This is a genomic window from Leifsonia sp. 466MF, from assembly GCF_900100265.1.
Taxonomy (GTDB): Bacteria; Actinomycetota; Actinomycetes; order Actinomycetales; family Microbacteriaceae; genus Leifsonia.
In genome coordinates, this window is sequence record NZ_LT629696.1 from 1,252,626 (window position 1) to 1,266,505 (window position 13,880).

The 13,880-nt window shown below is 69.2% G+C and carries 13 protein-coding genes; 12 read left to right on the forward strand and 1 reads right to left on the reverse strand.

The annotated features are described in order from the left end of the window. The first annotated feature begins 63 nt into the window (after positions 1-63). The 11 genes from BLR91_RS05955 to dapF all read left to right on the forward strand — a co-directional run bounded on the left by BLR91_RS05955 (position 64) and on the right by dapF (position 11,405). On the forward strand, positions 64-555 hold the full coding sequence (locus BLR91_RS05955; RefSeq protein WP_089876411.1) for a GNAT family N-acetyltransferase: 492 nt from the start codon (positions 64-66) through the stop codon (positions 553-555). 422 nt (positions 556-977) lie between these two features. Continuing rightward, on the forward strand, positions 978-3,812 hold the full coding sequence (locus BLR91_RS05960; RefSeq protein ID WP_089876409.1) for a DNA translocase FtsK: 2,835 nt from the start codon (positions 978-980) through the stop codon (positions 3,810-3,812). A gap of 9 nt (positions 3,813-3,821) precedes the next feature. After that, positions 3,822-4,445 carry a CDP-diacylglycerol--glycerol-3-phosphate 3-phosphatidyltransferase gene (pgsA, locus tag BLR91_RS05965; RefSeq protein ID WP_018191457.1) on the forward strand — a complete coding sequence of 208 codons (624 nt, stop codon included), beginning with the start codon at positions 3,822-3,824 and terminating at the stop codon, positions 4,443-4,445. Then, on the forward strand, positions 4,432-4,938 hold the full coding sequence (locus BLR91_RS05970) for a CinA family protein (protein ID WP_089876407.1): 507 nt from the start codon (positions 4,432-4,434) through the stop codon (positions 4,936-4,938). The genes pgsA and BLR91_RS05970 overlap by 14 nt, the downstream gene beginning before the upstream one ends. Positions 4,939-5,096: 158 nt before the next feature. Further along, complete coding sequence (locus BLR91_RS05975; protein WP_018191455.1) at positions 5,097-5,408, forward strand: helix-turn-helix domain-containing protein; 312 nt, start codon at positions 5,097-5,099, stop codon at positions 5,406-5,408. A gap of 82 nt (positions 5,409-5,490) precedes the next feature. Continuing rightward, positions 5,491-5,715 carry a DUF3046 domain-containing protein gene (locus tag BLR91_RS05980; protein WP_018191454.1) on the forward strand — a complete coding sequence of 75 codons (225 nt, stop codon included), beginning with the start codon at positions 5,491-5,493 and terminating at the stop codon, positions 5,713-5,715. A 173-nt stretch (positions 5,716-5,888) separates the two neighbouring features. Continuing rightward, positions 5,889-6,962 carry a recombinase RecA gene (gene recA / locus BLR91_RS05985; RefSeq protein ID WP_018191453.1) on the forward strand — a complete coding sequence of 358 codons (1,074 nt, stop codon included), beginning with the start codon at positions 5,889-5,891 and terminating at the stop codon, positions 6,960-6,962. Between the two features lie 31 nt (positions 6,963-6,993). Next, entirely contained in the window at positions 6,994-7,863 is an 870-nt protein-coding gene (locus BLR91_RS05990) for a regulatory protein RecX (RefSeq protein ID WP_231918833.1), read from the forward strand. Positions 7,864-7,934: 71 nt separating this feature from the next. Continuing rightward, positions 7,935-9,545 carry a tRNA (N6-isopentenyl adenosine(37)-C2)-methylthiotransferase MiaB gene (gene miaB, locus BLR91_RS05995; protein WP_089876405.1) on the forward strand — a complete coding sequence of 537 codons (1,611 nt, stop codon included), beginning with the start codon at positions 7,935-7,937 and terminating at the stop codon, positions 9,543-9,545. Next, complete coding sequence (gene miaA, locus BLR91_RS06000) at positions 9,542-10,516, forward strand: tRNA (adenosine(37)-N6)-dimethylallyltransferase MiaA (RefSeq protein WP_089876403.1); 975 nt, start codon at positions 9,542-9,544, stop codon at positions 10,514-10,516. The genes miaB and miaA overlap by 4 nt, the downstream gene beginning before the upstream one ends. 10 nt (positions 10,517-10,526) lie before the next feature. Then, on the forward strand, positions 10,527-11,405 hold the full coding sequence (gene dapF / locus BLR91_RS06005) for a diaminopimelate epimerase (protein ID WP_089876401.1): 879 nt from the start codon (positions 10,527-10,529) through the stop codon (positions 11,403-11,405). Positions 11,406-11,521: 116 nt separating this feature from the next. Here dapF and BLR91_RS06010 read toward each other — a convergent pair whose 3' ends face one another. Next, positions 11,522-12,139: a class I SAM-dependent methyltransferase gene (locus tag BLR91_RS06010; RefSeq protein WP_026307217.1), complete on the reverse strand. Its 618-nt coding sequence runs from the start codon at positions 12,137-12,139 to the stop codon at positions 11,522-11,524. A 55-nt stretch (positions 12,140-12,194) separates the two neighbouring features. Between BLR91_RS06010 and hflX the strand changes: the two genes are divergently transcribed. Continuing rightward, a complete protein-coding gene (hflX, locus tag BLR91_RS06015) occupies positions 12,195-13,730 on the forward strand; it encodes a GTPase HflX (RefSeq protein WP_089876399.1) in 1,536 nt (511 codons plus the stop codon). The last annotated feature ends 150 nt before the right edge of the window (positions 13,731-13,880 follow it).

Below are 13,880 nucleotides of genomic sequence, written 5' to 3' on the forward strand. Positions count from 1 at the left end.
GCCTCGCGCAGGCCGGCCGGGATCGTTACCCGCCGGAAACACGCCGGTGGATAACGTTCGTCCATGAACGCGTTCCACATCCGCCCCGCCGTTCCCGGCGACGCCCGGGTGCTCGCGGACATGCTGGTGGAGGCCGCGAACTGGAATCCGGTGCGCACCAGGCCGCGGGTGACGGTCCTCGACGATCCGTCCGTCCGCCACTACATCGCGGGCTGGCAGCGGCCGGGCGACTTCGGCTGCGTGGCCGAGGACGCCCGCGGCGTGCCTGTCGGCGCCGCCTGGGCACGCCTGTTCTCGCCGAGCGACCCCGGCTACGGCTTCGTCGCGGCCGGGGTGCCCGAGCTGACGCTGGGCGTCTACCCCCAGTGGCGCGCGCAGGGTGTCGGCCGGGCGCTGCTGCGCGAGCTGGCGCGCGACGCGGCGGCCCGCGGCCACGCGCGACTCAGCCTCAGCGTCGAGCGCTCCAACTTCGCCCAGCGCCTCTACATCAGCGAGGGGTACGTGACGGTCGCCTCGGGAGAGGGCTCCGACACGATGGTGCGCACAGTTCGCTGACGGGGCCGGATTTCCACAACTCAGGCGAACACGAGTTCCTGGGCGACTGAGCGTCACGATCTCGGAGTGCGCGCGTCCTTCTGATCAAGAGGTCCCTTTCTGGATCTTTGACACGAAGGAGTAGTCATGGGTTGCATTGTGTATTACGGACTGTATCCGCTCTTCGGAGCCCTGTTCCCGGGACGCAAGCGCTGCCGAATGTAGGTGAGTGCTGCGAGCCGATCGCCCCGGAACGTTGGGTGACGTCAGAAAGCACGAATGGCTCTCGCCCTCTCAGGGCGAGAGCCATTCGTCTCACAACCGGAATTCGGTCGCCACACGGTCGCTCCGACGAGTTGTGCACACTCCCCGCGGCGGGCCGGATTTCCACAACTCAGGCGCGGGAACCGCGTGATGACGGGGGCACGACGTACCGTTGTGCCATGGCTACGAGCACCAAGTCGAATGCACGCGCCCGGAACTCCGGTCGCGGCGGGTCGACCGCGCGCAAGCCGGCGTCGAAGACCGCGCAGCAGAAGACGGTCGCCTACCCGGCAGCCGATGCGGGGTCCAGTCCGCTGATCCGCGCGTGGATGGGCCTCGCCCACCTCACCGGCGCCGCATTCCGTGCGCTCGGTCCGGAGAAGCTGGCGAAAGAAGAGCGCCGTGACGGGTTTCCGTTCTTCCTGGTCCTGCTAGCAGCCGCCGGTGCCGTCATCGAGTGGTTCTTCATCAACAACCAGGTCGCGCGCATGCTGGACGCATCGACGTTCGGTCTGCTCTTCGGGCGCGTGGCGTTCGCACTCCCGGTGGTCATGGTGCTGTTCGCCGCGTGGCTGTTCCGCCATCCCAGCTCGGTTCACGACAACACGCGCATCGGCATCGGCCTGAGCATCCTGCTGCTCACGGTGTCCGGGCTGTGTCATCTGTTCAGCCCGCACCCGTCGCCGAGCGACGGCGTGAACGCGCTCGCGCAGGCGGGCGGTGTGCTGGGGTGGCTGATCGCCGCGCCGCTGTCGCTGCTGATCACGCCGTACGGCGCGGGCGCCGTCATCATTTTGCTGCTGATCCTCAGCCTCTTCATCATCACCAAGACACCGCCGAACAAGCTGCCCGAGCGCATCCGTGAGCTGTACGCCTACCTGTTCGGGGCGCAGCTGCCGACGGAGGACGAGCGTCAGGAGGCGAAGGAAGCCCGATCGAAGCAGGTCGAGCTCGACGGCGTCGACGACGAGCCGGAGCAGGAGGCGAACCTGCCCTGGTGGCGCCGGAACAAGTCGCAGCGCGAAGAGGACCCGGAGTACGACGCCGCCCCCGCGGACGGCCTCACCGAGGTCTTCGGCGCAGGGCAGCGGGGCAAGGGGGAGTTCGCGACCGCCCTCGAACCCGACCCGGCCAGCGACCACTACAACACCGAGGTGCTGAGCGAGCTCGCCAACGCCGAGGACGCCCTGCAGCGCTTCACCGGAGAGCAGCCGCCGACGGCCGTCGCGCCGCTCCCGCCCGTGGGCGGGGCGCCCGGAGGCGCGGCCGTGCTCCCCGGCTTCCAGGCCGGCGCCGAGGACTTCGACGAGGATGTCGCCCCGCCGGCGCTCCCAGAGCCGTCCGCCCCGTACAACCTCCCGTCCGCGACCATGCTCTCCGCCGGAACGCCCGCGAAGACCCGCTCCGGCGCGAACGACGAGATCGTCGCCGCCATCACGTCCGTCCTCACCCAGTTCGGTGTGGACGCGAAGGTCACCGGCTACTCGCGGGGCCCGACGGTCACGCAGTACGAGATCGAGCTCGGCCCCGGCGTCAAGGTCGAACGCGTCACCGCGCTCAGCAAGAACCTGTCGTACGCCGTCGCGAGCAACGAGGTCCGCATCCTCTCGCCGATCCCGGGCAAGAGCGCGATCGGCATCGAGATCCCGAACAGCGACCGCGAGATCGTGTCGCTCGGCGACGTGCTGCGGTCTCCCGCGGCCACGAAGAGCGTCCACCCGATGACGATCGGCGTCGGCAAAGACGTCGGCGGCGGCTTCGTGGTCGCCAACCTGGCCAAGATGCCCCACCTGCTCGTCGCCGGTTCCACCGGTTCGGGCAAGTCGAGCTTCGTCAACTCGATGATCACCAGCCTCCTGATGCGCGCGAAGCCGTCCGAGGTGCGGATGGTGCTCATCGACCCGAAGCGCGTCGAGCTGACCATCTACGGCGGCGTCCCGCACCTCATCACGCCCATCATCACGAACCCGAAGAAGGCCGCCGAGGCCTTGCAGTGGGTCGTGAAGGAGATGGACATGCGGTACGACGATCTGGCGAGCTTCGGCTTCCGCCACATCGACGACTTCAACCGCGCCGTCGTGAACGACGAGATCGTCCTGCCCGCCGGCAGTGAGCGGAAGCTGAAGCCGTATCCGTACCTGCTCGTCGTCGTCGACGAGCTCGCCGACCTGATGATGGTCGCGCCGCGCGACGTGGAGGACTCGATCGTCCGCATCACGCAGCTGGCACGCGCATCCGGCATCCACCTTGTGCTCGCCACCCAGCGACCCTCGGTGGATGTCGTGACCGGACTGATCAAGGCGAACGTCCCTTCGCGGCTGGCGTTCGCGGTGACGAGCGTCACCGACTCGCGCGTCATCCTCGATCAGCCGGGCGCCGACAAGCTGATCGGCCAGGGCGACGCCCTGTTCCTGCCGATGGGTGCGTCCAAGGCGATCCGCGTGCAGGGTGCGTGGGTGAACGAGGATGAGATCCAGAAGGTCGTCGACCATGTCACCCGGCAGGCGCGGCCGGAGTACCGGCAGGACGTCACGGTGTCGGCCGAGAAGAAGCAGATCGACTCGGATATCGGCGACGACCTCGAGCTCCTGCTCGCGGCCGCCGAGCTCGTCGTGTCGTCGCAGTTCGGCTCCACGTCGATGCTGCAGCGCAAGCTGCGCGTCGGCTTCGCGAAGGCCGGCCGGCTCATGGACCTGCTGGAGTCCCGCGAGATCGTCGGGCCGTCCGAGGGGTCCAAGGCCCGCGACGTGCTCGCCACGGCGGAGCAGCTCCCGCAGGTGATCGCGCGGCTCCGCGGCGAGGAGCCGCCCGCAGGCGTGGCCCCGTCCGCGCCAAGCGCGGCGGCGGGAGCGGGAGCGGGCGCGTCCGCTGCGCTCGGACCCGCTGCCGGGGCCGGCGACGCCGAGATCGACGACCGCTACGGAAACGACCCCGTCGCGGCGATGACGGCGGGCTATCCTGAGGTCGAGGGCGACTCCGACGAGGACGCCTGGCAGCTGACCGACAGAGAGTAGACGACCACGATGTCGGTGCCCGACACGCCTCCGCCCGCAGCGGCGGACGGCGGAACAGAGCACGTGAGCAACTGGAACCTGCCCAACGCGATCACCGTGGTGCGCATCCTGCTCGCTCCACTGTTCGTCTGGATGCTGCTCGCCGACGGCGGAGACGACGGCTGGCTCCGCTGGGCGGCCGCAGTGCTCTTCATCGTCGCGATCGCGACGGACGGCGTGGACGGCGCCCTGGCCCGTCGCCAGGGGCTCGTCACCGATCTCGGCAAGCTCCTCGATCCCATCGCCGACAAGGTGCTCACCGGGGGTGCGCTCATCGCGCTGTCCATCCTGGGGGAGCTGCCCTGGTGGGTGACCGTCGTGATCCTGGTGCGCGAGATCGGGATCACCGTCTACCGCTTCGTCGTGATCCGGCAGGGCGTCATCGCCGCCTCGCGTGGCGGCAAGATCAAGACCATCGTCCAGTCGGTGGCCATCTCCTTCGCGCTCGTCCCGCTGTGGACGGTGTTCGGAGACTGGATCTTCTGGGTCAACGGCATCCTCATGACCGCGGCCGTCATCCTCACGGTCTGGACCGGCATCGACTACCTCTGGCAGGCGTGGAAGGGCCGGAGAGCGAAGCATGCCGTCGCCTGATCCATCAGCGACAGAGACGGTCGTCCACGCGTTGATCCAGCGCAGGCTCACGATCGCGGTGGCCGAGTCGCTCACCGGCGGCCTCCTCACCGCCGAGCTCACCAGCGTCCCCGGAGCCTCCGCCGTCGTCCTCGGGGGAGCGGTGGTCTACGCCACCGAGTTGAAGCGCACCCTGCTGGGGGTGGACGCCGCTCTGCTCGCGGCGGAGGGCCCCGTCCATCCCGAGGTCGCCCGTCAACTGGCCGTCGGCGTCCGCGATCGTCTGGCCGTCTCCGGCCGCCCGGCCGACATCGGAGTGGCGACGACGGGAGTCGCCGGACCCGATCCGCAGGGCGGGCGACCGGTCGGCACGGTCTATGTCGGAGTCGCTTCCGATGCGGGTGCGCGGTCCGTCGCGCTCGCTCTCACGGGCGATCGAGACGGCATCCGCCGGCAGACGGTCGTCGAGGCCGTCCGGGCGCTTGCGGACGAGCTCGGCATAACGGGTGTTTGAGACTCCCGGATTACCGCGGGAATACGCGGTGTTTCGGTCTGGTTACACCTGCTGCATTCACAAGAAAAGCCCAGTAGCCCTCGATATCGTGGAGCGCAGGGATGCGGTACATTCGTATCCCATCGATACGTCGGCAGGGTAAGAGAGGGAGGCTCCGAATGATTCTTGTACGTCAGGAAATCGGCGACGTGCTCAGGGACTTCCGCCTGCAAAAGGGTCGTACGCTCCGCCAGGTCGCCAGTAAGGCGAGCGTCGCGCTCGGGTACCTCAGTGAGGTCGAGCGCGGACAGAAGGAGGCGTCGAGTGAGATCCTCGCCTCCGTGGCAGACGCTCTGGAGACGCCGGTCTCGGTCATCATGCGCGAGGTCGGCGATCGGATCGCGGTGCTCGAGGGTCTCGAGCCGGTCATTCCGGACACGGTTCCGGACGAGTTCGTCTCGGCGATGGACTCGGACCTGGTTGCCCGCTGATCCCGCACACTCAGGAGGACGCCCCGCTCTCGGCGGGGCGTCCTTCGTTTACCCCCTCCCGGCTCTCCGAAACTAAGGACCCATGAAGCTCAGCGAGTTCCAGCGCGCCGTCACCGACGAGTTCGGCAGCACCTACGGTCAGACGCTGCTGACCGACCTCGTCCTCGGCGAACTCGGCGGTCGCACGCCCAACGAGGCCATCGCCGCGGGTCTGTCTCCGCGCGAGGTGTGGATCGCGCTCTGCAAGGAGACCGGTGTGCCGCAGTCGCACTGGTATGGCGCGGGAAAGCCTGCCCCGAAGCGCTGACCGTCGGCGCGACACGCCATTTTCGGTTCTCGAAGATATGTTCGGAACTGGCTACACTTCTTCACATCGGCAGTCGAAAACCGGTTGTCCACAGATGCGCGTCCCTCGCTTCGGGTGTCGGACGTCACTCCTAGAGTCGAACCGTAGCGAAGCCCACGAAGGAGAACCGCAAAATGCCATCACCCGCAGACCGCGAGAAGGCCCTGGAAACAGCCCTCGCGCAGATCGACCGCCAGTTCGGCAAGGGCTCCGTCATGCGACTGGGCAGCGACGAGCGCGCCCCCGTCGAGGTCGTGCCGACCGGATCCATCGCCCTCGACGTCGCCCTCGGCATCGGCGGACTGCCCCGCGGCCGCATCGTCGAGATCTACGGCCCGGAGTCGTCGGGTAAGACGACCCTGACCCTGCACGCCATCGCCAACGCCCAGCGGGCGGGCGGCATCGCAGCCTTCATCGACGCGGAGCACGCACTCGACCCCGAGTACGCGCGAAAGCTCGGCGTCGACATCGATGCGCTCCTCGTCTCGCAGCCCGACACGGGTGAGCAGGCGCTCGAGATCGCCGACATGCTGGTCCGCTCCGGCTCCATCGACCTGATCGTCATCGACTCCGTCGCCGCGCTCGTGCCCCGCGCCGAGATCGAGGGCGAGATGGGTGACTCGCACGTCGGCCTCCAGGCCCGTCTGATGTCGCAGGCTCTTCGTAAGCTCACCGGTGGCCTCAACCAGACCAACACCACGATGATCTTCATCAACCAGCTGCGTGAGAAGATCGGTGTCTTCTTCGGCAGTCCGGAGACCACCGCCGGTGGTAAGGCGCTCAAGTTCTACGCGTCGGTGCGCCTCGACATCCGTCGTATCGAGACCCTGAAGGACGGCGCCGACGCGGTCGGCAACCGCACCCGGGTGAAGGTCGTCAAGAACAAGATGGCCCCGCCCTTCAAGCAGGCGGAGTTCGACATTCTCTACGGTGTCGGCATCTCCCGCGAGGGCAGTCTGCTCGACTTCGGTGTGGAGCACGGCCTCGTCAAGAAGTCGGGCGCTTGGTACACCTACGAGGGCGACCAGCTCGGCCAGGGCAAGGAGAACTCGCGCAACTTCCTGATCGCCAACCCGGACATCGCGTCCGAGATCGAGCAGAAGATCAAGATCAAGCTGGGCATCATGGCCGACCCGAACGCGGTGGCGGAAGAGCCGTCCAACGTCGGGTCGATCGAAGACAAGCTGCAGGCTCGAAAGGGCGCGTAACCGTGCCCTTCGCCTCACGGAGGAGATCCTCGTGGTGGTGAAGTTCCCGTCCTCTCCGCAGGACGACCAGGGTGACGGCACGTCGACCGCCGAGGTGGGGGAGCGGGAGCATCTGGCTCCCGTGACCCCGCTCCGGCGAGCGGCCTCCGCCCGCGGTGCCGACGGCGACCAGCATCCGTCGCGGCGCGGCAAGGCCCGCGAGGGCCGGTCGCAGGAAGGCGTTGTGCGGCCAGTGGTCGCATTGCCCGGGGAGGCTCCGGGCGGGGACGGCGTGGCGGGCGCCGCGCGCGGGCGACCCGGTCAGGGGACCGACGCGGGCTTGGACTCCGGGTGGAACAACACCTGGGGCGCCGAGCCCCCGGCGCCATCGATTCCCGACGAGGCGGAGGTCGACGAGGAGACGGTTCGGCAGGCGCGCAAGACGTCCGGGGTCGCGATCCGTCAGTTGGCGCGGCGGGGCATGTCGCGGTGGGAGCTCGAGCAGTTGCTCACCAAGCGCGAGATCGACCCGGCGGTGTACGGGCCGGAGCTCGATCGGCTGGAGGTGCTGGGCGTGATCGACGACGCAGCGCTCGCTGCGACGCTCGCCTTCACCCAGCACAGCCGGAAGGGCCTCGGGCGCACGGCGATCGAGCAGGAGCTCAAGCGGCGCCACATCGATCCCGTCCTGATCGAGGCCGCCTTGGCCGACATCGGCGACGACGACGAACTGGAGCGCGCGACGGAGCTGGCCGTGAAACGCATGGGGCAGCTGTCGTCCTACGACGACGAGACCGCCCGACGCCGGCTGCACGGGTTCCTTGCGCGCAAAGGGTACGCGTCGGATGTCGTGCGGCAGGCGATGGATGCGGCGTTCGCGACCCGGCGCCCGCGTGGCGGTTCCGGAGTCCGTTTCCAGTAGGCGGGCGTCTGCCGCGCGTCCCGTGACCACGTCGCCTGCGAGGCGGCGAGAAACGTAGACTTGTCGCCATCATGAGCATCCTGGAACAGCACAGCGTCATCGCGCCCTCCGAGGCGGCAGTCCGTCCCGACGGCCGAGCGCGAACCTACGAGGTGCGCACGTTCGGCTGCCAGATGAACGTCCACGACTCCGAGCGCCTCAGCGGCTCGCTCGAAGCGGCGGGTTACATCCCCGCCAACGGTGAAGAGGCCGACATCGTCGTCATCAACACCTGCGCGGTGCGCGAGAACGCCGACAACAAGCTCTACGGCAACCTCGGCCACCTCGCCGGCGTGAAGCGCCGGCACGAAGGCATGCAGATCGCCGTGGGCGGGTGCCTCGCCCAGAAGGACAAGAACGTCATCCTCGAGAAGGCGCCGTGGGTCGACGTCGTCTTCGGCACTCACAACATGGGATCGCTTCCGAGCCTTCTCGAGCGCGCCCGTCACAACGACGCCGCCGAGATCGAGATTCTCGAATCGCTCGAGACCTTCCCGTCGACGCTTCCGACCAAGCGCGACTCGTCGTACTCCGGGTGGGTCTCCATCTCGGTCGGCTGCAACAACACCTGCACGTTCTGCATCGTCCCGTCGCTCCGCGGAAAGGAGAAGGACCGCCGCCCGGGAGACATCCTCGCCGAGATCCAGGCCCTCGTCGACGACGGGGCCATCGAGGTCACGCTGCTCGGGCAGAACGTCAACTCCTACGGTGTGGAGTTCGGCGACCGTCAGGCGTTCAGCAAGCTCCTGCGCGCCGCCGGCCAGATCGACGGGCTTGAGCGCATCCGCTTCACCAGCCCGCACCCCGCAGCGTTCACCGACGACGTGATCGACGCGATGGCCGAGACGCCCAACGTCATGCCGCAGCTCCACATGCCGCTGCAGTCCGGGTCCGACCGCATCCTCCGCTCCATGCGCCGTTCGTACCGCTCCGAGAAGTTCCTCGGCATCCTCGACCGCGTGCGGGCGAAGCTGCCGGATGCGGCGATCAGCACCGACATCATCGTCGGCTTCCCCGGCGAGACCGAGGAGGACTTCCAGGAGACGCTCCGCGTCGTCGAAGCCGCCCGCTTCGCGTCGGCCTTCACCTTCCAGTACTCCATCCGCCCCGGCACGCCCGCGGCGACCATGGAGGACCAGGTGCCCAAGGAGATCGTCCAGGAGCGTTACGACCGGCTCACGGCGCTGCAGGAGCGCATCTCCCTGGAGGAGAACCAGAAGCTCATCGGCCGCGAGGTCGAACTCCTCGTCGCCAACGGCGAGGGCCGGAAGGACGCCGACACGCGCCGGCTCAGCGGCCGCGCCCAAGACAGCCGCCTCGTGCACTTCGAGCTGCCCGCAGGCTCCGAGACGCCGCGTCCCGGAGACGTCGTCACCGTCCGCGTCACCCAGGCCGCGCCGCACCACCTCATCGCCGACTCGGCGGACGGCGCGCCCCTGCGCATCCGCCGCACCCGCGCGGGCGACGCCTGGGATCGAGCGGAGGCCGAGTCCTGCGCCGTGCCCACCCACGGCGGCACGGCGGCGGGCGCCGCAGCGGGCCGGGTCTCCCTCGGACTCCCGACGCTCCGCACCCGCGAGCCGCTCACGTCGCCGGGCGTCGGCACGATGCCGATCTACGACCCGACGGACGGACAGCGCTGAGCGCGGCGCTCGTCCCTCCGCTCGTCGCGATCGTCGGCGCGACCGGCACCGGCAAGACCGACCTCTCGCTGGCGCTGGCCGAGACGATGCGCGTCCGAGGATGGGCCGCCGAGGTCGTCAACGCCGACGCGATGCAGCTTTACCGCGGCATGGCCATCGGCACGGCCAAGCTCCCGGCGGAGGAGTGGCGCGGCATCCCGCACCACCTCTTCGACGTGCTCGACGTCACCGACGAGGCCACCGTCGCCCGCTACCAGCCGGAAGCGCGGGCGCGCATCCAGGAGATCGCCGACCGTGGCGCCGTCCCCATCCTGGTCGGCGGCTCAGGACTGTACGTGTCGAGCGTGCTGTTCGACCTGCGGTTCCCGGGCACCGACCCCGAGCTTCGGGCACGCCTCGAAGCCGAACTCGCCGAGCACGGGCCGGGGATGCTCTTCCAGCGCCTGGCCGAACGCGACACGGAAGCCGCACGGCGGATCGGATCGCGGAACGGCCGCCGCATCGTCCGCGCCCTCGAGGTCGCCGAGCTGACCGGCACCTCCGTCACCGGCGCGCTGCCCGACGAACCGTCCTTCTGGCACCAACCGACCGTCATCATCGGGCTCGCCGCCCCGCGCGACGAACTCGTCGCCCGGCTCGACGCCCGCGTCGACCGGATGTGGGCGGAGGGGCTGCTCGCCGAGGTGACGGCACTGATCCCTGATGGCATCGACCGCGGTGTCACCGCCCGCCGTGCGATCGGCTACGCCCAAGCCCTCGCCGAGCTGCGCGGCGAGCTCTCCCGCGAGGACGCGATCGCCCGGACCCAGCAGCTGACCCGTCGCTACGCCCGCCGGCAGGTCAGCTGGTTCAAGCGCTACCCGGGCATCCACTGGCTCGACTACGACGCCCCGGACCTGGTGGATGCGGCCATCGCGCTGGTGGATTCGGCGGAGGCCGTCGAGCGCGGTGCACCCGCTGCGGGTCGCTAGGCTGGAACGCATGGCGACCATCCACTTCACCAAGGGTCAGGGTACGGGCAACGACTTCGTGCTCTACTCCGACCCGGAGGGGCGCCTGCCGCTCACCGCCGCCCAGATCGCCGAGATCTGCGACCGCCACTTCGGCGTCGGTGCCGACGGTGTCATCCGTGCGGTCCGCTCCGCGCACCTCTCCGAGGGCGAGGCAGCCCTCGCCGAGGACGAAGCGGCCACCTGGTTCATGGACTATTACAACGCCGACGGGTCGCCCGCCGAGATGTGCGGCAACGGCATCCGCGTCTACGTCCGCTACCTCCTCGAGACCGGCCTCGCCGAGCTCCCCGAGGGCGGGACGATCGCCATCGGCACGCGCTCCGGCGTGCGCGATGTGCAGCGCAGCACCAGCGGCTTCCAGGTCGACCTGGGCCGCTGGCGGCTCGACGGCGGCGAGCCGCTCGTCCGCGCCAAGGAGCTCGCCGTCGCTCGGCCCGGGTTGGGCATCGACATGGGCAACCCGCACGTCGTTGTCGCTGTCGCCGACGACTCCGAGCTCGACGCGGCCGACCTCTCCTACATCCCGCACATCGAGCCGGCCCCCGAGCACGGAGCGAACGTCGAGTTCGTGGTGCCGCACGAGCCGCTCGTCGTCGACGGCGTCGGCCGCATCCGGATGCGCGTGCACGAGCGCGGGAGCGGTGAGACGCTCTCCTGCGGCACGGGTGCTGCGGCCGCCGCGCTCGCGGTCCGTTACTGGGCGGGCGAGGGCGCCCCGAACCAGTGGCGCGTGGAGGTGCCCGGCGGCACCGTCGGCGTCCGCATGTTCGCGACGGAGGACGGCGAGCACGTCGGCCTCTCCGGCCCCGCGGCCCTCGTCTTCACCGGCACCCTAGACCTCGCCTGACTCTTTTCCCCCTTCTCTGCTCCCACCGTCGAGTCCGCACAAATTGCACGCGACGCGCCGCGACGGCGTCAAGTTTGTGCGTACTCGACGGGGGAGGGGAGGCGCCAGGGCGTGCGTCAGGCGTCGGCGTGGGAGCGGGCTCGGAGGACGCGGTAACCCTTCGAGGTCGCGGCTCGCGTGGTGGTCAGCTCGGGGAAGGTCGCCTGGATCCATCGCTGGAGGGAATCGCTGCCGAGGTTGCGCTGCACGACGAGCCAGGCGTCCGACCCGGGCTCGAGCCGGGGCAGCCAGCGCTCCAGGATGTTGTGCAGCTCGTTCTTGCCGACGCGGATCGGTGGATTCGACCAGATCGTCGTAAATCGCACGTCATCGGGAACATTATCCGGCGTCACCGGGTTGACATTGGTGAGACCGAGCTTCTGCGCATTCCTGCGCACCACGTCCAACGCTCGGGTGTTGACGTCGACGGCCCAGACCGTCGCATGAGGGGATTCGAGAGCAAGTGTGAGAGCCAGTGGCCCCCAGCCGCAGCCGAGGTCGAGGAACTGACCTCCGGGCGGCGCTGCGGGGACATGGTCCAGCAGCACTCGCGTACCCATGTCGATGCGCTCGGGGCTGAAGATCCCGTTCGCCGTCACCAGCTCATATGTCTGGCCGGCGAGCTGAACGGTGAACGGCCGCAGGTTCATCTCGCTCTCGGGCGCCGGGGAAAAGTAGTGATCTCCGCTGGCCATAAGCAGACCGTACAGGACACGAACAAACTAGGGTTAACCCGGATCGGGGAACTGAATGACTGATAAGACCGACATCCGCGATCACGACGCAGACGACGTGGTCGCGCGCGTGCTCGCCACGCAGGACAACCGTGCAACGGTGACGCTGTTCGGCTCGGATGCGTCCGCACGGGCGCAGGCCCTGCAGGCGGACGCCGTCGAGGGCGGACTGCACGACGGCGAGCAGCTCGACCGCGAGGAGCGCGCGGCGCTCCGGCGTGTGTCCGGGCTCTCCACCGAGTTGCAGGACGTCACCGAGGTCGAGTACCGGCAGCTGCGACTCGAGAACGTCGTGCTGATCGGCGTGTACTCGCAGGGCTCCCTGCAGGACGCCGAGAACTCGATGCGCGAGCTCGCCGCCCTGGCGGAGACCGCAGGAGCGGCCGTGCTCGACGGCCTCCTGCAGCGCCGACCGCATCCCGACCCCAGCACCTACCTCGGCCGCGGCAAGGCCGAGGAGCTGGCCGGGATCGTGGCGGCCCTCGGCGCCGACACCGTGATCGCCGACACCGAGCTCGCACCGAGCCAGCGCCGTGCGCTGGAGGACGTGGTGAAGGTGAAGGTGATCGACCGCACCGCCGTGATCCTCGACATCTTCAGCCAGCACGCCAAGAGCCGTGAGGGCAAGGCGCAGGTCGAGCTCGCGCAGCTCGAGTACCTGCTCCCGCGCCTCCGTGGCTGGGGTGAGTCGATGTCCCGCCAGGCCGGTGGCCAGGTGGGTGGAGCGGGCGCCGGCATGGGCTCGCGCGGACCGGGTGAGACGAAGATCGAGTTGGATCGTCGTCGCATCCACACGCGCATGGCCCGCCTGCGCAAGCAGATCGCCGGCTTCAAGCCCGCCCGCGAGGCGAAGCGCGCGAACCGCAACCGCAACTCGGTTCCGTCGGTGGCGATCGCCGGCTACACCAACGCGGGCAAGTCGAGCCTGCTGAACCGCGTGACCAAGGCCGGCGTGCTGGTCGAGAACGCGCTGTTCGCGACGCTGGATGCGACGGTCCGCCGCTCGGTGACCGCCGACGGCCGGCTGTACACGCTCGCCGACACCGTCGGCTTCGTGCGCAACCTGCCGCACCAGCTGGTGGAGGCCTTCCGTTCGACGCTGGAGGAGGTCGCCGATTCCGACGTCATCCTCCACGTGGTCGACGGCTCGCACCCGGACCCGGCCTCGCAGCTGGCGACGGTGCGCGACGTGATCGGCGAGGTGGGCGCCCGCGACATCCCGGAGATCGTGGTCTTCAACAAGGCCGACCTGATCTCGGCGGACGACCGGCTCATCCTGCGCGGACTGGAGCCGGGCGCGATCTTCGCGTCGGCCCGGACCGGCGAGGGGATCGACGAGGTGCTGGCCGCCATCGCGCGGCTGCTGCCGGATCCCTCCCTCGAGGTGGAGCTGGTGGTGCCGTACGACCGCGGCGACCTCATCTCGGCGCTGCACGAGCGGGGCCGCGTGATCTCGACTGAGTACGTGGAGGAGGGCACCCGCGTGACCGCGCGGATCATGCCCGAATACCACGCGGCGTTCGAACCGTTCGAGGTGGCCGCGACCTCATAGCCACGAGCCGCATCCCGAAGGCCGGGCGGATCCTCTGTGTCACTGGATGACGCGGGAGGTTCCGCCCGGCCTTCTGCGTTGCTAGATTGCCAGACAACCGAAGCGGGCGACCGCCGACGTGGTGCGACAGCCGAGCCCGGCACCCGCCCG